The sequence below is a fragment of the Mesorhizobium sp. XAP4 genome (genome assembly GCF_029269325.1).
Lineage (GTDB): Bacteria > Pseudomonadota > Alphaproteobacteria > Rhizobiales > Rhizobiaceae > Mesorhizobium > Mesorhizobium ciceri.
This window is the reverse complement of the sequence record NZ_JARIXW010000004.1, coordinates 409,089-433,972: the sequence shown is the minus strand read 5'-3', so window position 1 is coordinate 433,972 and position 24,884 is coordinate 409,089. Positions and strand designations below refer to the sequence as shown.

The following is a 24,884-nucleotide window of genomic DNA, read 5'->3' as shown; positions in this document are numbered from 1 at the left end:
GAGGCCTTCAGGCGCCGGACGGCGTCTCTTCCAGCTCGGCCGTCTTGGTGCCGATGGTCATTGCATTGCCGCGCCAGTCGACGGCGCCGCCGAGCCAGCCGCGCGCCCACATCGCCGGCAGGATCAGGTCGCGCGCCATGATCGCGGCGACCATGCGTGGCGACAGGTACCAGCCCTTGGACCAGGCCAGGGCGCACTCCGGAAGGTAGAAGGCCGCCAGCACGGCAAGGGCGGTTGCCCAGAGGCTGAAGCCGGCGCTTGCCGCTGCAATCAGCGCAAGCACCAGCGGCACCACGGCGCCGGTCAGGATTTCGGGTGCGAAGAACAGCGGGAAAGTGACGCGGCGCAGGCGCGCCCAACGGGCCTGACGCGACCAGATGTCGTCAAACGAGCGCCGGCCAAGCGGCTGCTCGAAGGGGGCGGCGACGAGATTGACGCGCAGGCCGAGACTGTTCACCAGCTTGGTCGCAGCGGCATCCTCGGCGATCTCGGCGGCCAGCGCGCGGATGCCGCCATTGGCGTCGAGCATCGGCTTGTTCCAGAGCATGCTCTTGCCCTGGGCAAAGCCGAGGCCGAGCGCCTCGCCGGCATACTGCCAGCGCGCCTGCAGCGTGTTGAGGAAAGCGCATTCGACCTCGGCCCAGAAGCCGGCCGGCCGCGAGCCGATCGGCGTCGAGCAGACAAGGCCGGTGCCGGGCCGCCAGGCAGCCATCAGGTGCTGGATGTAGTCCCTCGGCATCAGCACGTTGGAATCGGCCAGGACGACCCAGTCGTGCCGCGCCGCTTCCCAGCCCTTGACGCAATTGTTGAGTTTCGGATTGGCGCTGATGCGGCCGTCGCCGACAAGCAGCCGGGCCGGCACTTTCGGAAACCGGACGATCGTCCTGTTTATCAATTTGACCACCGGATCGTCGGCATGGGCGACGCAGAAAATCAGCTCATAGCGCGGCCAGTCGAGCGAGAAGGCGCGCTCCAGCGTCTCCTGCGTGAACGGCTCGACGCCGCGCGACGGCACGACGATCGACATCGGCCGCGGCTTGCCGGCCGGCGGCGCAATGGTGCGACGCCGTCTCAGACGCGACGCGGCGAGCACGACGCTGGCGAGATTCGAGAGGATGAGGACAGTTGAAAGCGTGGCGGCTATGAGAGTGAGTTGCATCGAGATCCGGTCACTCCAGGAAAACCGGTCCGCAAGATGGCCGGTTTCAACAGTTCAGCAGAGCGCCCGAGTCGCGCGTCACCAGTCCGCGCACACCACCATTGTCATATGTCACTTAAATGACATTCTTTGTCGGCACCTGCCCGCGAGGCCGGCCAGAGGAGGCTTCGATCGGTTGACCTAACCGCACGGAGCGCCGAAAGTTCCGCTGGAACCGTTTTTTGGAGCCGCTTATGTATAGCGCCGTCACGCGCAACATCGAAGTGCAGGTCAGGCCGTTCTATCTGGAGGACCGTTCGGATCCCTCTGAGAACCGCTATGTCTGGGGCTATCAGATAACGATCGACAATCAGTCGGACGATTTCGTGCAGCTTCTGTCGCGCTATTGGCACATCACCGACGGCACCGGCCGGGTCGAGGAAGTGCGCGGCCCCGGCGTGGTCGGCGACCAGCCCGAACTCAATCCCGGCGACAGCTACCAGTACACATCCGGTTGCCCGCTCTCGACACCGTCCGGCATCATGGTCGGGCATTACACGATGCGCAACAAGCGGGGCGAGACGTTCGACATCGCCATTCCGGCGTTTTCGCTGGACTTGCCGGGGACGCGGCGGACGGTGAATTGATTTCGCCTCACCGGCCGCGGAGCGACCGGTGAGGCGTGGTTTCTACTCTACTGGGCCGCGAATTCCGCCGGGTCGAAATCATATTGCTTCGAACAGAATTCGCAGGCGACGTGGATGCCGCCGTCTTCGGTGCTGTCCTTGATCTCCTGGGCGGAAAAACCCTCGAGGATGCCGCGGATCTTGTCCCTGGAGCACGAGCACTGGTCGGCGACCGGAACGCCGCCGAAGACGCGCACGCCATGCTCGTGGAACAGCCTGTAGAGCAGCCGCTCGGCGCCGATCGTCGGGTCGATCAGTTCGGTCGGCTCGATGGTGCCGAGCAGAGCCAGCAACTCCTGCCAGGAATTGTCGACCGGATCGTGGATCTCCTCACGCGGATCGCCATCGCCGCCCGGCAGGTCCGGGACGCGCATGCGCTCGGGCGACTGCGGCAGGAACTGCGCCAGGATACCGCCGGCGCGCCATTGCTCGCGGGCGCCGCCGGGACCGGGCGTCAAAAGCTTGGCCACCGACAGCCTGATATCCGTCGGGATCTGCTCCGACTGACGGAAATAGGTGCGTGCCGCGTCTTCCAGGGTCTCGCCATCGAGCTGGACGATACCCTGATAGCGTTGCGTATGGGCGCCCTGGTCGATGGTCAGCGCCAGCACGCCACTGCCGAGCAGCGTCTGCTGGGAGGTTTCGCCCGCCGCGACCAGCGCTTCCAGCCGGTCGGCATCGAAACGCGCATAGGCGCGCAGCGCCGAGGGCGTGGAAAAATCCGCAACCAGCATGTCGACGGGTCCGTCGGTGCGGGTCTGCAGGATGAACTTGCCCTCGAACTTCAGCGAAGTGCCGAGCAGCACGGTCAGCACACAGGCCTCCGCCAGCAGGCGGGCGACCGGCTCGGGATAATCGTGGCGGCTGAGGATGGCGTCCAGCATCGGCCCGAGTTGGACCGTGCGGCCGCGCACGTCGAGAGGGCCGACCTCGAACGGCACGACGTGATCGTCGCCGGCATAGCCGAATTCGCCGAGTTTGGGGTGATGTTCAGTCACTTGATAGGTTTCCAACATGACAAAGCTCCAGGGCGCGGCGATGCCGCCCTCCGGGGCGCATGCGTCGAAACGCGCTTGATTTGCGTGATGCGGCGCAAATAGGCATCACACGCCCGCAGATCAAGCTCCCAGGGATCAAGCGCCCAGACACTTCAAGCGCCTAGACACCAGGCAAGCACGGCCTTCTGGGCATGGAGCCGGTTCTCGGCTTCGTCGAAGACCACCGAATGCGGTCCGTCGATAACCTCGTCTGTCACTTCCTCGCCGCGATGCGCCGGCAGGCAATGCATGAACAGCGCGTCCGGCTTGGCTCTCGCCATCAGCTTGGCATTGACCTGGTAGGGCGAGAACACATTGTGGCCGCGGGCGCGATGCTCCTGGCCCATCGACACCCAGCAATCGGTGACGATGCAGTCGGCCTGGTCGACGGCTTCCTCGGGCGAGCGGGTGAAGTGCAGCTTGCCGCCATGCGCCTGCGACCAATCGATATGCTTCTGCGCCGGCTCGCTGCCTTCGGGAACGGCGACGTTGAGGTTGAAGCGGAACCGGGCCGAGGCCTCGAGCAGGGAATGCAGCACATTGTTGCCGTCGCCGGTCCAGGCGATGGTCTTGCCGGCTACCGGACCGCGATGTTCCTCGAAGGTCATGATATCGGCCATCAGCTGGCAGGGATGGGTATCGTCGGTCAGTCCGTTGATCACCGGCACGGTGGCGTTCTCGGTCAATTCCAGCAGCCGCTCATGCGAGGTGGTGCGGATCATGATCGCATCGACATAGCGCGACAGCACCTTGGCGGTGTCGGCGATGGTCTCGGAACGGCCGAGCTGCATCTCGGTGCCGGTCAGCATGATGGTCTCGCCGCCGAGCTGCCGCATGCCGACGTCGAAGGAGACGCGCGTGCGCGTCGACGGCTTGTCGAAGATCATCGCCAGCACCTTGCCTTCGAGCGGTTTGGTGCGCTCGCCGGCCTTGAGCCGCGCCTTTCGCACCACCGCGTCGTCCAGCATCAAGCGCAGGTCGCCTTCGGAAACGGTGGAAAGATCGGTGAAATGGCGAACTGACATCAGCAATGATTCCGGGATTACTTCGCCGCGGCGGAAGCGATCGCCTCCGCCAGGCCCTTGGCGCCGGCGCGGATGCGGTTGAGCGCGTCATGGATCTCGGCGTCGGTGACGGTGAGCGGCGGCAACAGGCGAATGACGTTGTCGCCGGCCGGAACCGTCAACAGGTGCTGGTCGCGCAAGGCCATGTTCACCTTGGTGTTGGGCATGGCGCATTTGAGGCCGAGCATCAGCCCGGCACCCCTGATGTCCTCGATGATTTCGGGAAACTCGTCGGCGACCGACGCCAGACCCTGCTTCATCAGCAGCGCCTTGCGCTGGACATCTTCGAGGAAGCCGTCTTCCAGCACGACATCGAGCACGGCGTTGCCGACCGCCATGGCAAGCGGGTTGCCGCCGAACGTGGTGCCATGCACGCCGGCGGTCATGCCGACCGCCGCTTCATCCGTGGCAAGGCAGGCGCCCATCGGGAAGCCGCCGCCGATACCCTTGGCAATCGCCATGATGTCGGGCGTTACACCCGACCATTCATGTGCGAACAGCTTGCCGGTGCGGCCGATGCCGCACTGGACCTCGTCGTAGATCAACAGCAGGCCGTGCTGCTCGCACAATTGCCTGAGCCGCTTCAGCGACTGCGTCGGCACCGGGCGGATACCGCCCTCGCCCTGCACCGGCTCGATCAGGATCGCGGCCGTCTCCGGCGTGATCGCCTTTTCGGCGGCGTCAATGTCGTCGAAGCCGACCTGGTCGAAACCCTCGACCTTGGGGCCGAAGCCCTCGAGATACTTGTACTGGCCGCCAGCCGCGATGGTCGCCAGCGTGCGGCCGTGGAAGGCGCCTTCGAAGGTGATGATGCGGAAGCGCTCGGGATGGCCTTTGACGAAATGGTAGCGCCGCGCCGTCTTGATCGCGCATTCCAGCGCCTCGGCGCCGGAATTGGTGAAGAACACCTTGTCGGCGAAGGTGGCGTCGGCCAGCCGTTCGCCAAGCCGGCTCTGCCCGGGGATCTCGTAGAGGTTGGAGACATGCCACAGCTTGGCTGCCTGCTCGGTGAGTGCGGCGACCAGGTGCGGATGGCTGTGGCCCAGCGAATTGACGGCGATGCCGCCGGCGAAATCGAGATATCGCTCGCCCTTGTCGGTAATCAGCCATGTGCCTTCCCCGTGGTCGAAGGCCAGGGGTGCGCGAGCAAAGGTCTCGTAAAGCGCCGAACCGCTCATTATATGCGTCTCCGGTACCGGAAAATCAAAAAAGCCGCCAAAGCGGCGGCCTGTGCGGCTTATCCTGTTTTTCGGCCATGAAGTCAACGAAAACGTCGCGTAGTGGCGCGCGGCAAGCCCCCCGACGGGACGCCGGCTCATAAGCGACCGGGCAAGTTGGGGAAAACCGAAAAAACCGATTCGTGTTGCACTTGGGACTCTTGTCACCGAGTCAGCGCATAGAGTAGTTGTAGTCGAGAAATAACTAGATTTCGTGCGGCGGACCTAATCACCAGATATATGTGGTGTCTGCCCTGGCAAATGTTGCCGGGTCGGGAGAAGGATTCCGATTGCCGCACGCTTAGAGGAGCGCGGTCTCATGAACTGGACTGACGAGCGGGTAGAACTCTTGAGAAAACTGTGGTCGGAGGGTCTGAGCGCAAGCCAGATTGCTGCGCAGCTTGGAGGGGTCAGCCGCAATGCGGTCATCGGGAAGGTGCATCGGCTGAAACTGTCGGGCCGCGGTCGCTCGACCGCCACGCCGGCACGCCAGAAGAAGGCAGCGCAAGGATCGACCGTCCAGAAATCGGTATCACGCGCCGCAACCACGGCACGCCATGTCACGACATCGGTCGGCGCGACCGCTTTGCAGACGCAGTTCGACGCCGAACCCGTGGCACGCCATTACATCCGCCCGGTCGAAAATGTCGTGCTGCCGATCTCGCGGCATCTGCAGCTGGTCGAGCTGACCGAGCGGACCTGCAAATGGCCGAACGGCGATCCGCTTTCAGAGGACTTCCATTTCTGCGGCAACGATGCCGCCGAAACCGGTCCCTACTGCAAGTACCACGCCCGCGTGGCATTCCAGCCGGCATCGGAGCGGCGGCGGAGCAGGTAGATAGGGGAGTAGGGGAATAGGGGAATAGGGGAATAGGGGAGTAAGGCAGTAGGGCAGTATGTGCGCGGAAAGTCGCGCTCACGAAATGCCACCCTACTGCCCTACTGCCCTACTGCCCTACTGCCCTACTGCCCTACTGCCCTACTTCACAACCAGCCATTCTTCCTGAACCGCCAATACAGAAACGCGCAGATCAGCGCGATCGTGGCCAGAACCACCGGATAGCCGTATTCCATCTTCAGTTCCGGCATGTCGCTGAAGTTCATGCCGTAAATGCCGGCGAGCGCCGTCGGCACCGCCAGGATTGCGGCCCAGGAGGCGAGCTTCTTGGTGTTGGCCGTTTCCTGACTCTGGCCGACCAGCAAGCTCGCCTCGAAAGCAAATGCCAGCACCTCGCGCAGGCTGTCGATCTTCTCCTGAACGGTGCGGATGTGATCGGTGACGTCGCGGAACAGCGGATGCATGGCGGTGTGGATCTGCGGCAGCTCGGCGCTGGTCAGCCTTCGGCAGACTTCGACCAGCGGAAGCGCGGCATTGCGCAGGCGCAGGAGATCGCGGCGCAGCATATAGAGCCGCTCTATGTCGGGAGCGGTCATCGGCTTCAGCAGAACCTTGTCCTCGATCGCCTCGACCTCGTCCTCGATCTGCTCGAGCACCGGCATGTAATTGTCGACGATGAAATCGAGGATGGCATAGAGGACGAAATCCTCGCCCTTGGCCAGCGAGTGCGGGCAGCTTTCCCAGTGCTGACGAACGGCGGCATAGGACGTCGAGGGACCGTGCCTGACGCTGACTATGTAGCCTGAGCCGACGAACAAATGGGTCTCGCCGAAGGTGACCCGGCCCTCGATCAGCTGCGCGGTGCGGGCGACGATGAACAAGGCGTCGCCATATTGCTCGATCTTCGGCCGCTGGTGCGGGTGCTCGGCATCCTCGATCGCCAGCTCATGCAGGTGAAACTGCGCCTGGACGCGCAGCAACAGGTTACGGTCGGGCTCCAACAGGCCGATCCAGACGACGTGACCGGATTTTTTTGCCCATTCGCCGGCTTCCTCGATGGGAATGTCGGCGATGCGGCGCCCCGCGGTGTAAACGCCGCAAGCGATAATGCCGGATATCGGCGCAGGCGCCGGGGTCAGGTTCCGAACATTTTCCATCACGACCTCCCGGAGCAAATCCACGGACGAGGATAGAGGCAAAGCCCGGAAAGCTTATCGTAAATCGGGTGACGGTTCGAGAGGCGGCGTTCACTTCACCGGCTGCGTCTCGGAAAGGCTGATTTTGTCGGTCTTGTCGCCCTTGGGCCGCTCAGCCGGCAACTGATCGCCGGTGACGATGTAGTAGATGGTCTCGGCTATGTTGGTGGCGTGATCACCGATACGCTCGATGTTCTTGGCGCAAAACAGCAGATGCGTGCAGGGCGTGATGTTGCGCGGATCTTCCATCATGTAGGTCAGCAATTCGCGAAACAGCGATGTGTACATGGCGTCGATCTGGTCGTCACGATCGCGCACGAAGCCGATTTTCTCCACCGAACGGGACGCGTAGACGTCGAGCACTTCCTTGAGCTGGGTCAATGCCAGGTTGGACAGAGCCTCGAGGCCGCGGAACAGGCTGGTCGGCTGGCGTCCGTCGGTGACGGCGACCACCCGCTTGGCAACGTTCTTGGCGAGATCGCCAACCCGTTCGAGGTCGGCGGAGATGCGGATGGTCCCGACGATCTCGCGCAAATCCGCCGCCATCGGCTGACGCTTGGCAATGATGATGATCGCCTTGTCGTCGATTTCGCGCTGGCCCTCGTCCAGTACGGTATCGTCGCGGATGACCTTCTGGGCAAGGCCCGGGTCGGCATTGACGAGAGCGGTGACCGCCTGTTCGACCATGCGCTCGGCATGGCCACCCATCGCGGCGATGCGCTTCGACAGATATTTCAACTCCTCGTCATAAGCGCTGACGATGTGCACGGACTGCATGGCAAATGCCTTCCCACGGGGTGTTTTGATTTTGAGTCGTTTCCTCGAATCCCCGCTGATACGCTAGCCGGATGACAGAAAAAAGAAACAGTCCCCTTGAATTAGGGCGATATCAGTGCGCCGGCAAATGAACCGAGAATGCCGCGCCGTTGCCGACTTCGGACTTGATCGAAAGCCGGGCGTTGTGGCGCGTCAGGATATGCTTGACGATCGACAGGCCGAGGCCGGTGCCTTTCTGGGTCCGGCTGGTCTCGACGTCGACGCGATAGAAGCGCTCGGTAATGCGCGGAATGTGCTCCTCGGGAATGCCAGGGCCAAAGTCCCTGATCGTCACGTCGATGCCCGGCTCTGGTCCGGCATCGCTATGCGCTATGGATACAACCACGCGCCCACCCGACTGCCCATATTTGCAGGCGTTTTCCAGGAGGTTCTCGAAAACCTGGAAAAGCTCATCGCGATCGCCAGGCACATGAAGCGGTCCATCGGCGTAGCGCCGCTCGATGGCAACGGCGTTTTCGCTGGCCAGCGGTCCGAGCGAGTCGATGACGCTGTCGACGGTCTGGCGCAGGTCCACCTCGGTTCCCGGCTTCAGATAGGGTTTCATCTCGAGCCGCGACAGCGACAACAAATCGTCGATCAGACGCGCCATGCGGCCGGTCTGGCTCTGCATGATCTGCAGAAACTGGTCGCGCGCCGCCGCGTCGTTGCGGGCTGGCCCGCGCAGCGTTTCGATAAAGCCGGCGATGGAGGCAAGTGGGGTGCGCAGTTCGTGGCTGGCATTGGCGATGAAGTCGGCGCGCATGCGGTCGATCCTGCGTGCTTCGCTCTGGTCCTTGAACACCAGCACATAGAGATCGGTGGCGTGACCGACCGAGGACACGCTCACCCGGTAAGCCCGTTCGACCGGCAGCTTCTCCATGTAGTCGACGACATCCGAGGCGACATCGCCCGATAGCACGCCATCCAGCAGAGCCTGCATTTCCGGCGCCCGGAATTTCAGCGACAGCGACATGCCTGGCGCGATGCCGCCGAAAGCGGCGAAGGCGGCGGCGTTGGCATGGACGATGGTGGCAGCCCGGTCGAAGATGATCAGCGGATCGGCGACGGCGGCGGCCAGATATTCACCCGAGAGCCGCTGCAGGCCGATGGCCTCGATGGCAGCGCCGCTGCCGGTGGATTGGCGCGCGCCGCCGGCCGGCAGTATTGCCGCTGCAAATAGCAACAGCAGCGCCGCAAGGACGACATAGGCTGAAATCCCGGCCAAGGCATAAACGGCGACGATCGCGACGACGCCGGCCGCAAGCAGCCAGCGGCTGTTCCACAGCCGTGCGGCCATGGTTTGCGTGATGCCTCTCTGCTCTGTGTCCAGGTCAGCCATCTGCCCGCGGGCCCGCACCCATGCCTTCGCACCCGGTCCACGGTGGCGGAAAAACTTCCACTAGACCGTTCCGGAGGCTCCCCATAGCATGAGTCCGGAAGCTGGAAAGGGTTCGTCTCGATGAAAAAAGCCAAGGAAAGTCCCGCCGCGCCAACTTCGGGGCCGCTGAAGATCAGGATCGGCGGCAAGGAGCGGGAGTTCGATATCGAAAGCCCCGTGCTTCCCGACTGGGTCGAGGACAACAAGCTGACTGCCGGCGGCTATCCCTACGACAAGAAGATGAAAAGTGATGAGTATGACGAGACGCTCGAGAAGCTGCAGATCGAGTTGGTCAAGGCGCAGGCCTGGCTGCAGTCGACCGGCAAACGGGTGATGGCGCTGTTCGAGGGCCGCGACGCCGCCGGCAAGGGCGGCACGATCTTCGTGGTGCGCCAGTACCTCAATCCGCGCACCGCACGCAACGTGGCGCTGACCAAGCCGACCCCGACCGAACTGGGGCAATGGTACTACCAGCGCTATGTCGACCACTTCCCGACTTCAGGCGAATTCGTCACCTTCGACCGCTCCTGGTACAATCGCGCCGGCGTCGAGCCGGTGATGGGTTTCTGCACGCCGCAGCAGCACGAGCAGTTTCTCGACGAGACGCCGCATTTCGAGCGGATGATCTCCAACGAGGGGATCCACTTCTTCAAATTCTGGCTGAACATCGGCCGGGAAACGCAGCTCGAGCGCTTCCACGACCGCCGCTACAGCCCGCTGAAGAGCTGGAAGTTTTCGCCCATCGACGTTGCGGGCATCACCAAGTGGGACGACTACACCAAGGTGCGCGACACAATGTTCGAGCGCACCCACAAGGAATTCGCGCCGTGGATCATCGTACGGGCCAATGACAAACGGCGCGCGCGGCTGGCGGTCATGCGGCGCATCCTGTTGTCTCTGCCCTATGAGGGGCGCGATCTCGAAATCATCGGCAAGGAAGACAAGAAGATCATCGGCGAAGGACCGTCATTCCTGGGAAAACAGGATTGATGCTTTTTTGCGTCGCGCGGCAGGAACCGCGCGACGCAATCATGATGCTTAAGCCGCCAGCCTGGCGATACGCTGCAATCGCCGCAGCGTCGTATCATCCTGCAGCGCCTGCTGGAAAAGCGAGATCTCCTGATCGATGCGGTCGCAGAGGGCCTCGGTGTTCCCCTTCAGCAGGCCGCGCGTCTGCAGCAGGGCGGCGACCGGCTTCTTGACGAGCTGTCTTGCCCGACCAAGGGCCGCCTCCTCGACGGTGCCTCCCGGCACGATCTCCGCGACCAGGCCGAGCGCCCTGGCATCTTCGGCGCGAAGCGTGTCGCCGAGGCAGAAGAAGCGGAAGGCACCGGCGTAGCCGAGCTTCTGCGGCGCCAGGATGCTGGTCGCCGCATCCGGCACCAGGCCGAAATCGACGAACGGCACCCTGAACGTGCTCTCATCGGACGCGATAACCATGTCGCAATGGAACAGGATGGTGCAGCCGACACCGACGGCATCGCCATCGACGCAGGCAAGGATGGGCTTTGGAAACGTCGCCAGCGTGCGGAACAGGTCGGTGACGGCGGCGATCAGTTTCTGGTGCTTGGTGGCGTCGAGGAATTCGGAGAAGTCGCCGCCCAGACAGAAACAGCCTGCCAGGCCGCGCAAGACGACGACGCGAACCTCCTCATTGTCGGCTGCTTCATGGAAGGTCCTTGCCAGGCTTTCATAGGCCCTCCTGTCCAGCACCGGCCGGCCGTCACTCGACGACACGGTGACCACCAGCGTGTGGTTGCGAAGTTCAGGTTGCGGGTGTGTGCTCATGACTGTCTCCGATCTCATGACGCACGCCTTTGCCCGAGCATGTCGGGATATCCCCTGGCCAGCACGGGAGCAAAATGATTGCGGCGCGACCGCACCACATCGAGTGTGTGCTCGTTGAAGGTCAGCAAGGTGGCGACCACCTGCTGGTTGCCATAGGTGCGCTGATAGCCAAGCGGGGTCGCCAGGAAATGCAGTTGCAAGGCGCGCAGCACCCACATCGGCTCGAACTCGATGATCACCTTGTCGACGCCGCGCTTCAGCCCCCACTCGACGAAACCGGCAATCAGTTCGGTGCCGACGGTCGAAACGCCGCGACGACCATCGCGAAAACCGGGAGCCACCGCATAGCGGGTCAATTCCCAGATGTTTGGACCCGATGGCGGCGTTCCTTCGGAAAGATCGGTCAAGACCTCGGTCAGCAGATGTGGCCGCGTCGTCGGCAACATCCTCTGATAACCCGCCACTTCACCGCCCCTGATGACGATCTGATGGACCGCCTCGTCGTGATCGAACTGGTCGAGTTCGAGCCCGTCGGGGCGCCTGAGGTCATCCCACCCCATCTCCTCGACGAATATCTTGTAGCGCAAACGATGGACGGCCTCCCAAAGGTCGGGACGTTCCATCAATTCCTGGGTTGTAAGGGAAAAAAGCATTCCGCCGTCTCCTGCGTTCAGAGGAAGATACGGCCGTGCTTTGATGAGAAAATTGCGTGATCGCGTAGGCAAGGATTTCAGGTCGGCACGGCCGACCTAACTAATGTAGCCGCGCCGTATCGCTTCCGCGACGGCCTGCACCCTGTTGACGGCACCTAGTTTGCTTTTGGCGTTAAGAAGATGTTTCTCCGAGGTGTGTTCGGAAATGCCGAGGATTTGCGAGATCTCCCATTCGGACTTGCCGACGGCGGCCCATTGCAGGCATTCGCGCTCGCGCGGCGTCAGCACGATATGATCGATGGTCCTGTTCGCCATGGTGTGGAGTTGCATGGCGCGGCCAACCGCGTAGGTCGAGACCAGCGACACCTGGCCGAATTCGGCGGCGGACAATTCCACGGCCTCGCCGCCCAGCGACACCATGACGATCTGGCCGTCGAGCGTGATCAGCGGAAAGGCCAACCCATCGCGCAGTTTGAAGGCGCCGGCATCGCCCATCACCTCTCCGCTGCTCTTGTCTATGCGGATGCCTTGGGACGCCTCGTGCCACTGGAAGGGCGCCTGCAACTGTTTCATATGGCTGACGACCGGGTCATGATCGACATAGTTGCGCGCGACATAGCGCTCCAGCCACTCGCCAGGCCAATCGCAGAGAAGCACATGCTGCTTTTGCTGGCCGGCCGGCGTGCCTGGCTGCGGGACGGTTCCCGCCATCAGTGCGGTGAGACCGAAATCCGATGTTATGCCCAGCAGCCTTTCGCAGACCGCCGCCGCCGTTGCGGCGTGCTGCAGTTGGTCTATGTATTCCAGCGTGCGATCGAACTGACCCATCGCAACATCAACCCCATGTTGCCTTGTGCATTGCGGCCAATGATGCGTGCCTGATTTACACTTCGCCACCGACCACGGATTGCAAATCGCATACTTATTTTGTGGCTCCCTCTCACCGAGGCGACCGAAGCTGATTTGCAAACCGGCTAAATCATATCCTGAAATCGGCGGGTTGAAATCAAAAACCATTGTGCCTGTACCATTTTCGTACCAAAACCGGTGCGAGCACGACTGTGGCGGAGTTTTATCTTGGCGTTCCGGTGGAGGTCCTTCGCCTTTGCGATGCTGATCGGGTTGCTGTCGTTCGCCGACGGTGCGCGCGCCGCGGCGCCTCAGGTTCCGGTGCTGTGGGATGCCAAGGAGCGGCTGCCCAAGCCGGACCTTTCGACGTTGCCCCGGCTGAGGTTCCTCACCACCACGGACTTCCCGCCTTTCAACTTCCTCGACGGTGCGGGAAAGCTGTCCGGCTTCCACATCGATCTGGCACGCGCCATCTGCGCCGAGCTTGGCATTGTCGAAAAATGCCAGATCCAGGCCCTGCCCTGGGCCGAGCTGGAAGGCGCACTGCAGAAAGGCGAAGGCGAGGCGATCATCGCCGGCATCGCCGCCACACCGGAATCGCGCGCGACCTACGCCTTCTCACGCTCCTATCTGCAGTTTCCGGCGCGCTTCATCATGCCGAAGGGCAAGGCGCTGACCGAGCCCGTCTTTGACAAATTGCACGGCAAGCGTGTCGGCGTGATATCAGGCTCGGCGCATGAGCGCATGCTGCGCGACTATTTCAACACGGTCCAGGTCGTCCCTTTCGACAGGCCGGAAGAACTGTATGCCGATCTCAAGGCCGGCAAGGTCGACGCCGCCTTCGGCGACGGCATGCGCCTGGCTTTCTGGCTGGGTGGCTCGGACGCGGCGGGCTGCTGCCGCTTTGCCGGCGGGCCCTATCTGGCGCCCGAATATCTGGGCACGGGCATGGCCATCGCCACCAAGGCTGACAATCCGGCGCTGGCCGCAGCGATCGACTACGCGCTGCAGGAAATTTCGATGAAAGGCACGTTCGCCGAATTTTATCTGCGCTATTTCCCCGTCAGTTTTTTCTAAAGCCAAGGACTTTCAGGTCAGGGTACGCAGCCGCGCCTTGGCCGCGCGGCCGATGGCAGCAACCGTCAGCGTGTCGAGATCGAGCTGACGCCGGATCAGCTGCAGCACCCGCACCTCTTCCATGCGCATTTCGAGGTCGACGGCGGCAACCTCGAAGGCGGCGGCATAGGCGGTGTCGCGCAGCCGCTCGGGCAAGACCTCGGCGACTTCAGCCAGCACGCCCTCCAGCCCATCCTTTTCGTGCAGGCGCTTCTGGCAGTCCTGGGCGACGCCGACCAGCCTGTCGTGGTTGAAGTCCTCGAACACCGGCCAGGAGCGGACGACCTCGCCGATCCGCGCCAGTTCAACATCGGTCATGTCGCGGTCGGATGCCGAGGTGATGACCATCAGATAGATCAGGGCTTCATGAGGTGTCGGCAATTTTTTCTCCTTGAACCGGGCCTCGAAGTTAGGAACGCCCGTTCTGCACCGCAAGGAAAAAGCGCCGCACGCGTTGACGCTCCGGCGCTGCACGCCTAGAGACCGGTTGAAAAACCCTTGCTGCGGCCCGCCTTCGGGCCGGCAGATGATTTGGAAAACTGTGACATGGCGGGATCAAACATCATCGATCTCAACCCCGAGCTGCTGGCGGCCGCGACCGAAAGCAAGGCGTGGCCGTTCGAGGAAGCCAAAAAGATCATCGAGCGCTACAAAGGCGCCGACTTTCCGCAAACAGTCCTGTTCGAGACCGGCTACGGGCCGTCCGGCCTGCCGCATATCGGCACATTCGGCGAGGTGGCGCGCACCTCGATGGTGCGCCATGCCTTCCGTGTCCTGACGCAGGACAAGGTCGCGACCAAGCTGCTGTGCTTTTCCGACGATATGGACGGCATGCGCAAGATACCCGACAGCGTGCCGGACCGCGCCGCACTCGAGCCGCATCTGCACAAGCCGCTATCGTCGGTCCCCAACCCCTTCGGCGGCGACTATGCGAGCTTCGCCGACCACAACAATGCGATGCTCTGCCGCTTCCTCGACACGTTCGGCTTCGACTACGAGTTCGCCAGCGCGACGCAATACTACAAGGCCGGCCGTTTCGACGCGATGCTCAAGCGCGCTGCCGAGCGCTATGAGCAGATCATGGCGGTGATGCTGCCGACGCTCGGGCCCGAGCGGCAGGCGACCTACAGCCCGTTCCTGCCGATCTCGCCGAAGAGCGGCCGCGTGCTTTACGTGCCGATGAAGCATGTCGACGCCAAAGCCGGCACCATCACCTTCGACGACGAGGGCACCGAGACCACGCTTTCGATCACCGGCGGCCGCGTGAAGCTGCAGTGGAAGCCGGATTTCGGCATGCGCTGGGCAGCGCTTGGCGTCGATTTCGAAATGTTCGGCAAGGACCACCAGACCAATGCGGTGGTCTACGACCGTATCTGCAACATTCTGGGCGGACGGGCGCCGGAGCATTTCGTCTACGAACTGTTCCTCGACGAGAACGGCCAGAAGATCTCGAAGTCGAAGGGCAACGGGCTGACCATCGACGAGTGGCTGACCTATGCGCCGACCGAAAGCCTCGGGCTCTACATGTACCAACGGCCGCGGCAGGCCAAGAAGCTGTATTTCGACGTCATCCCGCGGGCCGTGGATGAATACTACACGTTCCTCGCCGCCTATCCCCGCCAGGACTGGAAGGAGCGGCTGGGCAACCCGGTCTGGCATATGCATGACGGCAACCCGCCCGCGATCGACATGCCGGTGCCGTTTTCTCTGCTGCTCAATCTGGTCAGCGCTTCCAACGCGCAGAACAAGGATGTGCTGTGGGGGTTCATTTCACGTCATACGCAAGGCGTGACGCCGGCGACGCATCCAGAGCTCGACCGGCTGGTCGGCCATGCGATCCGCTATTTCGACGATTTCGTGAAGCCGACGAAAACCTTCCGGCCCGCCGACGAGGTCGAGCGCGAAGCGCTGGCAGCCCTCGACGAAGCACTTGGCGCGCTGCCGGCGGACGCCAGCGGCGAAGCGATCCAGAACGCCTCGCTCAACGTCGCACGCAGGATCGAGCGCTATCAGGATCATTCCAAGCAGAGCCCGGAAGGCGGCCCCGGCGTATCGGGCGCCTTCTTCCAGATGATCTACCAGGTGCTGATCGGCCAGGAGCGCGGCCCGCGCTTCGGCTCGTTCGCAGCACTCTATGGCGTTGCCGAGACGCGTGCGCTCATTGAGCGGGCGCTGGCTGGTCAGCTGGCTTGAGCACGCCGTCGACCTCTTCCAGAATCGAACCCGGCGCCTGAGGTGCCGGGCTTGGCGCGGCCGGCATCGCCGGCATGCCCGACAGATCGGGCGCCGATCCGAAAATGCCCTTCTTGCCCGTGCGCGCCTTGTCGCCGGCCTCGACATAGGGGCCGCCCTTGGCGGCGCGCGCCCAGCCATTTTCGACCAGCCACTGACCGACATCCTGCTTGCCGATCCGGCACTCGGCTGCGATCAGGTCGCGGCCGCCCTGCGGCGGCACCGTGCAGACCACCGCGCGGCCGCGCAGGAAGGCGCGGAACGCTGTCCTCGCCCGGACACCGCACGGCCAGGACTTGCCGTCCTCGCTGCAAATCTCGTCCTGCCTGACGATGTCGATGCCGGAAACCGCGACCGAGTAGCCCTTCGCCTCGATCAAGCCGGCGGCCGGCGCAACCGGCTGGAACAGCTTTGTGCCGTTCCAGTCGTCAGGCATTTTCGGCTTGGGCGGCACGGCCAGCGCGAGTTTGCTCAGCGGCTCGCGCGGCTCGATCCGTTCAAGCCCGTCGGCGGGCAGTTCCGGCGGCGCGACGATTTCGGGATCGATCGCCCTCGAATGCGTCGCCGGCTTCGGCGGCTGCGGAACTGCGATGGCCGATGTGGCCGGCTCCTCGGGCAGCGTCCCGGCAGCCTGCTGCGCCATCGCATCGGCGCCCGGATCAAGCTGGTCCACCGTAATGACGCTTTCGCTACCTTTCAGAGTGTGACCGCCAGTGACGATGATGGCTGCCATCACAGGAACCAACAGAACCGCCAGCGCATGATGGAGAAGCCGCACCAGCTTGACCTATTGGCTTGCCCAGACAATCCGCGCCACCCATTCGACATCGCGCATGGGAATATCGCGGTCGGGATGATCGGGATTGAGCGAGACCAGCGCAATCGACCTGACGGTCTGGCGCTCGAGCACCTTGGCCATCACTTCGCCTGATGTGGTCTTGACGACGACGCGATCGCCCTTGCGGGTAACGGCGCCCGGTTCGACGATGAGGACGTCGCCATTGCGGTAGAGCGGCAGCATGGAATCGCCCTGCACCTGCAAAGCATAGGAACTCTCGGTCGATTGCGTCGGCAGTTCGATCAGATCCCAGCCCTGCCCGGCTGGAAAGCCGGCATCGTCGAAGAAGCCGCCGGCGCCGGCCTGGGCAAAGCCGAGCAGCGGCACGGAGCTTCGGCGGGCGACCGAAGCCGCATGGCTGGCCCCGGCCCGACCTTCAATCAAACCGGTGAATTCGTCGAGGGAAGCGCCCGTTGCCTCCATGATCTTTGCCAGTGATTCGGTCGAGGGCCAGCGCGGCCGGCCATCCGACGACAGGCGCTTCGACTTGTTGAAGGCGGTGGAATCGAGCCCAGCACGCTTGGCCAGCCCCGAGGCCGAAAGCGAATAGCGCTCGGCAAGAGCATCAATGGCAGCCCAGACACGGTCATGCGAGAGCATGTGTCGCTCTCCTTTGAACAGGAAAAAATACCTTCCCTGTTCTAACCCCGGACCGCCATCTTGTCCACAGTGCAAGGCTTACTCACGCCGCTTTCCTGGTCTCGCCTTTCGCATAGGGATCGAAGCGCTGATAGAAGCTCTCACCCTTCTCGGCCATGTCGAGCAGCAGCTTGGGCGCCTTGAACTCGGCGCCGTATTTCTTCTGCAGGTTTCTGGCGATCTTGACGAACGCCTTGGCGCCGATGCCGTCGATGTAGGACAGCGCACCGCCGGTATAGGGAGCGAAGCCGAAAGCGAGGATCGAGCCGACATCGGCCTCGCGCGGGTCGGTGACGATGCCTTCTTCCATCACCCGTGCCGCTTCCAGCGCGATGGTGACCAGAAGCCGCTGCTGCAGCTCCTCATAATCGACCTTCTCGGGCGCAAGCTGCGGATAGAGCTCCTTGAGGCCCGGCCACAGCTTCTTCTTGGCGGGCTTGGCCGGATAATCGTAAAACCCCTTGCCGTTCTTGCGGCCGAAGCGGCCGTGATCGTCGACCATGGTGTTGATCAGCGCCATCTGCTTGGGATCGACCGCCTTGTCGCCCAAATCCCTGATGGTCTGCTTCATGATCTTCTGGGCAAGGTCGATGGCCGTTTCGTCGGTCAGCGCCAGGGGGCCGACCGGCATGCCGGCTGCCTTCGCCGCGTTCTCGATCATCGGCGCGGGCACACCTTCGATCAGCATCTTGTAGGCTTCCGACATGTAGCGCAGCACGCAGCGGTTGACGTAGAAGCCGCGCGTGTCGTTGACGACGATCGGCGTCTTCTTGATGGCGCGAACGAAGTCGATCGCGGTGGCCAGCGCCTTGTCGCCGGTCTTCTTGCCCAAAATGATCTCGACCAGCATCATCTTGTCGACCGGCGAGAAGAAATGGATGCCGATGAAATTCTTCGGCCGCGCCGAATTCTTGGCCAGCGACGAGATCGGGATGGTGGAGGTGTTCGACGCGAAGATCGCCGATGGCTTCAACACGGCTTCCGCCTGTTCGGTGGCGCTCTTCTTGACGCCCGAATCCTCGAACACCGCCTCGACCACCAGATCGCAGCCGGCAAGGTCGGCGTAGTCCGCCGTCGGCGTGATCAGCGACAGCAGTTTGTCCTTGTCCTCCGGCTTGGCACGGCCCTTCTTGACCTGATCCGAGACCAGGCTGTCGGAATGCGCCTTGCCCTTGGCGGCCGACTCCAGATCACGGTCGAGCAGCACCACCGGGATGCCGGCCTTGGCGGTGACATAGGCGATGCCGGCGCCCATGAAGCCAGCGCCGAGAATGCCGATCTTCTTGAACTTGGTTTCGGGCACGCCGGCCGGGCGGCGGGCGCCCTTGTTCAGTTCCTGTAGCGACACAAACAACGAGCGGATCATCGCCGCCGCTTCCCTGGTCTGCATGATCTCGGTGAAATAGCGCTGCTCGATGCGCAAGGCGGTGTCGAACGGCACCAGCAGGCCTTCATAGACGCATTTGAGGATCGCGGCGGCGGCCGGATAGTTGCCATAGGTCTCGCGGCGCAGGATGGCGATCGCCGGCGGCCACAGATTGAACCCGGCCGGCGAATAGATCTGGCCGCCGGGCAGCTTGAAACCTTTCTCGTCCCATGGCGCCACCGGCTTCAGGCCATTCCTGATCATCGCCTTGGCGGTCTCGACCAACCTGGCCGGCTCGGCGATCTCATGGATCAGGCCCATCGACTTGGCCTTCTGCGGCGACAGCGTCTGGCCGGAGGTCAGCATCTGCAACGCCTGCTGCTGATCGGTCAGCCGCGGCACGCGCTGGGTGCCGCCGGCGCCGGGGAAGATGCCGATCTTCACCTCGGGAAGCGCCATCTTCACCTTGTCGCTATCGGCGGCGACACGGCCGTGGCAGGCGAGCGACAATTCGAAAGCGCCGCCCATGCAGGTGCCGTTGATCGCCGACACCCAAGGCTTTCCGCAAGTTTCCAGCTTGCGGAACAGGCCGGTCATCATGCCGGCATTGTCGAACAGCGCCTTGGTGGCCTTTTCGGCGTCCTTGCCCTTTTCCGCGGCGAAGGTCGTCAGCATCTTCTGCAGCAAAGAGATATCGGCACCGCCGGAGAAGGTATCCTTGCCGGAGGTGATCACGGCGCCCTTGATGGCGGCGTCACCAGCCACCTTGTCGACAATGGCGTTCAATTCCCGCATCGCCTCTTCGGTGAAGACGTTCATCGAACGGCCGGGCATGTCCCAGGTGACCAGCGCAATGCCGTCGGCGTCGGTGTCGAGGGCGAAATTGGTGTAGCTCATCGTTTCTCTCCCCGTCAGACGCGTTCGATGATGGTTGCGGTGCCCATGCCGGCGCCGATGCACAGTGTCACCAGAGCGGTGTTGAGATCGCGCCGCTCGAGTTCGTCCAGCACCGTGCCGAAGATCATCGCGCCGGTGGCGCCGAGCGGATGACCCATGGCGATGGCACCGCCATTGACGTTGATCTTGTCATGCGGAATGTCGAAAGCCTGCATGTAGCGCAGCACCACCGAAGCGAAGGCTTCGTTGAGCTCGAACAGGTCGATGTCCGAGAGCTTCATCTTGGCGCGCTTCAACAGCTTCTCGGTGACATCGACCGGACCGGTCAGCATCAGCACAGGCTCGGAGCCGATGTTGGCGAAGGTGCGGATACGCGCGCGGGGCTTCAGCCCCATCGCCTTGCCGGCCTTCTTCGAACCGAGCAGCACGGCCGCCGCACCATCGACGATGCCGGACGAATTGCCGGCATGATGGACATGGTTGACCTCTTCCACTTCGGGATGCTTCTGCACCGCGACCGCATCGAAGCCGCCCATTTCGCCGGGCATGACGAAGGACGGGTTGAGCGAGGCCAGCGACTGCATGTCGGTCGACGGGCGCATATGCTCGTCATGGTCGAGGATGGTCAGGCCGTTCTGGTCCTTGATCGGGATGACGGATTTCTTGAAGCGGCCATCCGCCCAGGATTTGGCGGCGCGCTTCTGGCTCTCGACCGCATAGGCGTCGACGTCGTCTCTGCTGAAGCCGTATTTGGTGGCGATCAGGTCGGCCGAGATGCCTTGCGGCACGAACCAGCCGGGCAGGCCGACCGAAGGATCCATGAACCAGGCACCGCCCGAGGCGCCCATGCCGACGCGCGACATCGATTCGACACCGCCGGCAATGACGATCTCGTCCGCTCCCTGCGCGATCTTGGCGGCACCGAAATTGATGGCGTCAAGCCCGGAAGCGCAGAAGCGTGAGATCTGCATGCCGGGCGCCTTGGTGTCGTAGCCGGCCTCGAAGGCGGCGGCGCGCGGAATGACCGAACCCGCCTCGCCGACCGGATCGACGCAGCCGAAGATGATGTCGTCGACGTTTGCAGTGTCCAGCCCATTGCGGTCGCGCAGCGCCTCGAGCGTCTTGGCGGCAAGCCGCACCGCCGGCACCTCGTGCAGCGATCCGTCTTTCTTGCCCTTGCCGCGCGGTGTGCGCACGGCGTCATAGACATAAGCTTCAGCCATTTGCTTGCTCCTTGGGTTTGCCTGATGTCGCCTTCAGAGAGAGCGTCCGATCAGCAATTTCATGATCTCGTTGGTGCCGCCGTAGATGCGCTGGACGCGGGCGTCGCGGAACATGCGGGCGATCGGGTATTCATTCATGTAGCCATAGCCGCCGTGCAGTTGAAGGCATTCGTCGACGACTTTTCCCTGCAGGTCGCTGAGCCAGTACTTGGCCATCGACGCTGTCACGGGATCGAGGCCACCCGCGATGTGGCGGGTGACGCAATCATTGTAGAAGACGCGGCCGATGGTGGCCTCGGTCTTGAGTTCGGCCAGCTTGAACTGGGTGTTCTGGAAATCGATGATCGCCTTGCCGAACGCCTTGCGCTCCTTGACGTAGTCGATGGTCAGCGCCAGCGCCCGCTCGATCATGGCGATGGCGCCCGTGCCGATCTGCAGCCGCTCCTGCGGCAGTTGCTGCATCAACTGGACGAAGCCCTGCCCTTCCTCGTGGCCGAGCAAATTGGAGGTCGGCACGCGCATGTCGTTGAAGAACAGCTCCGACGTGTCGTTGGCCTTGAGCCCGATCTTGTCGAGGTTACGGCCGCGCTGGAAACCTTCGACCTCGTCGGTCTCGACGACGATCAGCGAGGTGCCCTTGGCGCCCTTCTCCGGATCGGTCTTGGTGACGACGATGATGAAGTTCGCAAGCTGGCCGTTGGTGATGAAGGTCTTGGAGCCATTGATCTTGTAGTGGTTGCCATCCTTCTGCGCTCGCGTCTTGACGCCCTGCAGATCGGAGCCGGCGCCGGGCTCGGTCATGGCGATGGCGCCGATCAGCTCGCCGGTCGCCAGCTTCGGCAGCCATTTCTTTTTCTGCTCCTCGGAGCCGTAGTGGAGGATATAAGGCGCGACGATCGAATTGTGCAGGCCGATGCCGAACCCGTCGACACCGACATGGCCAATGGCCTCGATGATGGCGCTCTCATGCGCGAAGGTGCCGCCGGAGCCGCCATATTCCTCCGGCATAGAAGCGCAGAGCAGGCCGGCGGAACCTGCCTTCAGCCAGCTTTCGCGATCGACCATCTCGTTCTTCTCGAACTCGTCGTAGCGCGGCGCGATCTCCTCCGACATGAAGCGATGCGCCATGTCGTAGAGCATGCCGACTTCGTCCGCCGCCCAGGCGGGCTTCGGCAAAGAGAGCACTTCGGCGGGATTTGTCGCCACGATTTCCTCCGCGTATCGACAGACAGAAAGGCCAGTGAGGTCGAGCTTAGAACGCTTCCGCCGGCAGTGCCATCAATGTGTCGGCGCCGCTCGAAATGCGGGCGAGATGAGCCGATGTCTCCGGCATGATCCGCTCCATGAAGAAGCGCCCCGTCACGATCTTGTTGTCGTAGAAAGATTGCGCGCCATTGGCGTCCGTCTTGCCAAGTGCCACGTTGGCCATCTGCGCCCACATATAGCCCAGAGCGACCAGGCCGAAGAGATGCATGTAGTCGGTCGAGGCGGCACCCGCATTGTCGGGCTTGGCCATGCCGTTCTGCACCAGCCACATGGTCGCCGCCTGCAAATCGTTGAGACCTTTCTTCAACGCCTTGGTGAACGGCGCCATCTTCTCGTTAGCGCGGTTCTCCTCGCAGAATTCGCCGACCTCCTTGAAGAAGGCCTGCACGGCGCGGCCGCCATGCAAACCAAGCTTGCGGCCGACGAGGTCGAGCGCCTGGATGCCATTGGCGCCTTCATAGATCATGGCGATGCGGGCATCGCGCACGAACTGGCTCATGCCGTGCTCTTCGATATAACCGTGACCGCCGAACACCTGCTGCGCCATGACGGCGTGGTCGAACCCTTTGTCGGTGAGCACGCCCTTGACCACCGGCGTCATCAGGCCGGTGTAGTCGTCGGCGGCCTGGCGATCCTTGTCGTCGCCGGAGCGGTGGGCGATGTCGGACTTGATCGCCGTCCACAGCGCCAGCGCGCGGCCGGCCTCGTTGAAGGCTTTCATGGTCATCAGGCTGCGGCGGATGTCGGGATGGACGATGATCGGATCGGCCTTCTTGTCCGGCGCCTTCGGCCCAGACAATGAGCGGCCCTGCAAACGGTCCTTGGCGTAGCCGACAGCGTTCTGATAGGCGATCTCCGACAGCGACAACCCCTGCAGGCCGACACCGAGGCGCGCCTCGTTCATCATCGTGAACATCGCCTTCAGGCCGCCATTGGGCTCGCCGAGCAGCGTGCCCTCAGCCTCGTCATAGTTCATGACGCAGGTCGAATTGCCGTGGATGCCCATCTTCTCCTCGATCGAGCCGCAGGAGACGGTGTTCCTGTTGCCCGGATTGCCCGACGGGTCGAGCTTGAGCTTCGGCACGATGAACAGCGAGATGCCCTTGACGCCTTCCGGCGCACCCTCGATGCGGGCCAGCACCAGATGGACGATGTTGTCCGACATGTCGTGTTCGCCGGCCGAGATGAAGATCTTCTGGCCTGAAATCTTATAGGTGCCATCGCCGTTCGGCACCGCTTTGGTCCGCAACAGGCCGAGATCCGTGCCGCAATGCGGCTCGGTCAGGTTCATGGTGCCGGTCCAGGCACCCTCGATCATCCTCGGCAACCATGTCGCCTTCTGCTCGTCGGTGCCGTGGGTGATGATTGCCGCGATCGCGCCCTGCGTCAGGCCCGGATACATCATCAAGGACATATTGGCCGAGACCATGTATTCGGCGACGGCGGTGTGCACGGCATAGGGCAGGCCCTGGCCGCCGAACTCGACGGGTGCGGCCAATCCCATCCAGCCGCCCTCGCGGTACTGGTCGAAGGCCTCCCTGAAGCCTTTCGGCGTGGTCACCGAGCCATCGTCGTGACGCACACAGCCTTCCATGTCGCCGACACGGTTCAGCGGATGCATGACGTTTTCGGCGAGCTTGGCGCCTTCGGCGAGGATCGCCTCGAGCACATCGGGCGTGGCGTCGGCAAATCCGGGAAGGTTCGAATAACGCTGATAACCCAGAACCTCGTTGAGCACGAACAGCGTATCCTGGACCGGAGCCCTGTATGTCGGCATGCTTTTTCTCCACCCTGCAAACCCGGTCCGAATGCCCCGAAGACAAGCCAGGGCGGCATGCGGACCCATATTGGGAGCGGGATAGCAAAAATTGACGTTTGCGTAAACGTCAATTTTCTCGATGCGACAAGATTCCCCGCCCCCTGGAGCAATGAGCGTAGCGGCGCGACGTTGCGCAAGCCAGCGCCGAAAGGCCATAAGAGTGGGCCAGGACAACGAAAAGCCGCGTGGCAGGCCATGCGGCTAGACAGAACTCGGACAATCAGCAGACGACTTGGTGTCTGGCGCAATTCCTGACGGAATTGCTTCAGCTGGCGGCGCTCGCCTGCGGCGCCGAACGCTCGCTCAGCATCTGGCGCACCGCCGACATCGAGCCGCTGAGTTCGTTGATGGCGTCGTCGATCAGCGCCCGTTGCTTCTGCAGGCGGGCAAGCTGCTTTTCCGACTTATCCAGCGCAAGCTTGAGTTGCTTGGTGTTTGAACCGGTCGGATCGTAGAGATCCATCATCTGCTTGACGTCGCGCAGCGAGAATCCGACCTTGCGGCCAAGCAGGATCAGCTTGAGGCGGGCCTTGTCGCGGCGCGTGTAGAGACGGGTCGAACCGTCGCGCTGCGGGTTGAGCAGGCCCTTGTCTTCGTAGAAACGCAGCGTGCGCAGCGTCACTCCATATTTCTTCGCCATCTCGCCGATGCGGACGAGGTCCTCGCCGGCTTCGGCAGACATATTGGTATTGGCCGCGGTCTCGCCGGCCGAGATAAGCTTCATGGTCACTGGCTTTCCCCGTCTGGTGGCGTCGCGGTCCTGGACCATGCGTCGCCTGACTGGAAGCGGGGGCCTGCTTCCAGTCGTGGTTTCAACAAACAAATCGC

Annotated in this window: 23 protein-coding genes; 5 read left to right on the top strand and 18 right to left on the bottom strand. The window is 62.9% G+C overall.

The annotated features are described in order from the left end of the window. Positions 1-7: 7 nt before the first annotated feature. Positions 8-1,159, bottom strand: coding sequence for a ceramide glucosyltransferase (locus P3C39_RS19655; RefSeq protein ID WP_275954048.1), 1,152 nt, complete (start codon positions 1,157-1,159; stop codon positions 8-10). A 233-nt stretch (positions 1,160-1,392) separates the two neighbouring features. Here P3C39_RS19655 and apaG point away from each other — a divergent pair, with 233 nt between their 5' ends. Then, a complete protein-coding gene (apaG, locus tag P3C39_RS19650; protein WP_013533640.1) occupies positions 1,393-1,785 on the top strand; it encodes a Co2+/Mg2+ efflux protein ApaG in 393 nt (130 codons plus the stop codon). A 47-nt stretch (positions 1,786-1,832) separates the two neighbouring features. On the opposite strand, the gene P3C39_RS19645 is transcribed toward apaG, so the two are convergent. The 3 genes from P3C39_RS19645 to P3C39_RS19635 all read right to left on the bottom strand — a co-directional run bounded on the left by P3C39_RS19645 (position 1,833) and on the right by P3C39_RS19635 (position 5,103). Next, positions 1,833-2,840 carry an Hsp33 family molecular chaperone gene (locus P3C39_RS19645; RefSeq protein ID WP_032808387.1) on the bottom strand — a complete coding sequence of 336 codons (1,008 nt, stop codon included), beginning with the start codon at positions 2,838-2,840 and terminating at the stop codon, positions 1,833-1,835. A 134-nt stretch (positions 2,841-2,974) separates the two neighbouring features. Then, positions 2,975-3,886 carry an ornithine carbamoyltransferase gene (gene argF / locus P3C39_RS19640; RefSeq protein ID WP_013533642.1) on the bottom strand — a complete coding sequence of 304 codons (912 nt, stop codon included), beginning with the start codon at positions 3,884-3,886 and terminating at the stop codon, positions 2,975-2,977. Between the two features lie 17 nt (positions 3,887-3,903). Further along, the gene (locus tag P3C39_RS19635; RefSeq protein ID WP_063170013.1) at positions 3,904-5,103 is read right to left on the bottom strand and encodes an aspartate aminotransferase family protein; all 1,200 of its coding nucleotides are present in this window, start codon (positions 5,101-5,103) and stop codon (positions 3,904-3,906) included. Between the two features lie 358 nt (positions 5,104-5,461). Between P3C39_RS19635 and P3C39_RS19630 the strand changes: the two genes are divergently transcribed. Continuing rightward, the gene (locus P3C39_RS19630; protein ID WP_013533644.1) at positions 5,462-5,980 is read left to right on the top strand and encodes a GcrA family cell cycle regulator; all 519 of its coding nucleotides are present in this window, start codon (positions 5,462-5,464) and stop codon (positions 5,978-5,980) included. 146 nt (positions 5,981-6,126) lie between these two features. Here the strand turns inward: P3C39_RS19630 and P3C39_RS19625 are convergent, their stop codons facing one another. The 3 genes from P3C39_RS19625 to P3C39_RS19615 all read right to left on the bottom strand — a co-directional run bounded on the left by P3C39_RS19625 (position 6,127) and on the right by P3C39_RS19615 (position 9,331). Further along, on the bottom strand, positions 6,127-7,137 hold the full coding sequence (locus P3C39_RS19625; protein WP_013533645.1) for a magnesium and cobalt transport protein CorA: 1,011 nt from the start codon (positions 7,135-7,137) through the stop codon (positions 6,127-6,129). Positions 7,138-7,227: 90 nt separating this feature from the next. Then, positions 7,228-7,953 carry a phosphate signaling complex protein PhoU gene (gene phoU, locus P3C39_RS19620; protein WP_013533646.1) on the bottom strand — a complete coding sequence of 242 codons (726 nt, stop codon included), beginning with the start codon at positions 7,951-7,953 and terminating at the stop codon, positions 7,228-7,230. A gap of 112 nt (positions 7,954-8,065) precedes the next feature. Further along, a complete protein-coding gene (locus P3C39_RS19615) occupies positions 8,066-9,331 on the bottom strand; it encodes an ATP-binding protein (protein ID WP_275954049.1) in 1,266 nt (421 codons plus the stop codon). 120 nt (positions 9,332-9,451) lie between these two features. Between P3C39_RS19615 and ppk2 the strand changes: the two genes are divergently transcribed. Further along, positions 9,452-10,360, top strand: a complete 909-nt coding sequence (gene ppk2, locus P3C39_RS19610) for a polyphosphate kinase 2 (RefSeq protein WP_275954050.1) — start codon at positions 9,452-9,454, stop codon at positions 10,358-10,360. A gap of 48 nt (positions 10,361-10,408) precedes the next feature. On the opposite strand, the gene P3C39_RS19605 is transcribed toward ppk2, so the two are convergent. The 3 genes from P3C39_RS19605 to P3C39_RS19595 form a co-directional block, all read right to left on the bottom strand. Next, positions 10,409-11,158: an enoyl-CoA hydratase-related protein gene (locus tag P3C39_RS19605; RefSeq protein WP_013533649.1), complete on the bottom strand. Its 750-nt coding sequence runs from the start codon at positions 11,156-11,158 to the stop codon at positions 10,409-10,411. Between the two features lie 14 nt (positions 11,159-11,172). Next, on the bottom strand, positions 11,173-11,811 hold the full coding sequence (locus P3C39_RS19600) for an acyl-homoserine-lactone synthase (RefSeq protein WP_013533650.1): 639 nt from the start codon (positions 11,809-11,811) through the stop codon (positions 11,173-11,175). A 96-nt stretch (positions 11,812-11,907) separates the two neighbouring features. Further along, positions 11,908-12,639 carry a LuxR family transcriptional regulator gene (locus tag P3C39_RS19595; protein WP_013533651.1) on the bottom strand — a complete coding sequence of 244 codons (732 nt, stop codon included), beginning with the start codon at positions 12,637-12,639 and terminating at the stop codon, positions 11,908-11,910. 249 nt (positions 12,640-12,888) lie between these two features. Between P3C39_RS19595 and P3C39_RS19590 the strand changes: the two genes are divergently transcribed. After that, positions 12,889-13,737, top strand: coding sequence for a transporter substrate-binding domain-containing protein (locus P3C39_RS19590; RefSeq protein WP_064995699.1), 849 nt, complete (start codon positions 12,889-12,891; stop codon positions 13,735-13,737). Between the two features lie 12 nt (positions 13,738-13,749). Here P3C39_RS19590 and P3C39_RS19585 read toward each other — a convergent pair whose 3' ends face one another. Beyond that, positions 13,750-14,157, bottom strand: a complete 408-nt coding sequence (locus P3C39_RS19585) for a tellurite resistance TerB family protein (RefSeq protein WP_013533653.1) — start codon at positions 14,155-14,157, stop codon at positions 13,750-13,752. 165 nt (positions 14,158-14,322) lie between these two features. Here P3C39_RS19585 and P3C39_RS19580 point away from each other — a divergent pair, with 165 nt between their 5' ends. Continuing rightward, positions 14,323-15,969 carry a lysine--tRNA ligase gene (locus P3C39_RS19580; protein ID WP_063170009.1) on the top strand — a complete coding sequence of 549 codons (1,647 nt, stop codon included), beginning with the start codon at positions 14,323-14,325 and terminating at the stop codon, positions 15,967-15,969. On the opposite strand, the gene P3C39_RS19575 is transcribed toward P3C39_RS19580, so the two are convergent. From P3C39_RS19575 to P3C39_RS19545, 7 genes are all read right to left on the bottom strand, one after another. Further along, entirely contained in the window at positions 15,935-16,753 is an 819-nt protein-coding gene (locus tag P3C39_RS19575; protein ID WP_275954205.1) for a thermonuclease family protein, read from the bottom strand. The genes P3C39_RS19580 and P3C39_RS19575 overlap by 35 nt on opposite strands. 42 nt (positions 16,754-16,795) lie before the next feature. Further along, positions 16,796-17,446, bottom strand: coding sequence for a helix-turn-helix transcriptional regulator (locus P3C39_RS19570; RefSeq protein WP_013533656.1), 651 nt, complete (start codon positions 17,444-17,446; stop codon positions 16,796-16,798). An 82-nt stretch (positions 17,447-17,528) separates the two neighbouring features. Further along, positions 17,529-19,748 (bottom strand): 3-hydroxyacyl-CoA dehydrogenase NAD-binding domain-containing protein, encoded by a 2,220-nt coding sequence (locus P3C39_RS19565; protein WP_275954051.1) that lies wholly within the window; start codon positions 19,746-19,748, stop codon positions 17,529-17,531. Positions 19,749-19,762: 14 nt separating this feature from the next. Further along, positions 19,763-20,971 carry an acetyl-CoA C-acetyltransferase gene (locus P3C39_RS19560; RefSeq protein ID WP_027161729.1) on the bottom strand — a complete coding sequence of 403 codons (1,209 nt, stop codon included), beginning with the start codon at positions 20,969-20,971 and terminating at the stop codon, positions 19,763-19,765. A gap of 33 nt (positions 20,972-21,004) precedes the next feature. Continuing rightward, complete coding sequence (locus P3C39_RS19555; protein ID WP_024503171.1) at positions 21,005-22,177, bottom strand: acyl-CoA dehydrogenase family protein; 1,173 nt, start codon at positions 22,175-22,177, stop codon at positions 21,005-21,007. 46 nt (positions 22,178-22,223) lie between these two features. Beyond that, positions 22,224-24,014, bottom strand: a complete 1,791-nt coding sequence (locus P3C39_RS19550) for an acyl-CoA dehydrogenase (RefSeq protein ID WP_275954052.1) — start codon at positions 24,012-24,014, stop codon at positions 22,224-22,226. Positions 24,015-24,321: 307 nt separating this feature from the next. Beyond that, the gene (locus P3C39_RS19545; RefSeq protein WP_013533661.1) at positions 24,322-24,780 is read right to left on the bottom strand and encodes a MerR family DNA-binding transcriptional regulator; all 459 of its coding nucleotides are present in this window, start codon (positions 24,778-24,780) and stop codon (positions 24,322-24,324) included. Between the last annotated feature and the right edge of the window lie 104 nt (positions 24,781-24,884).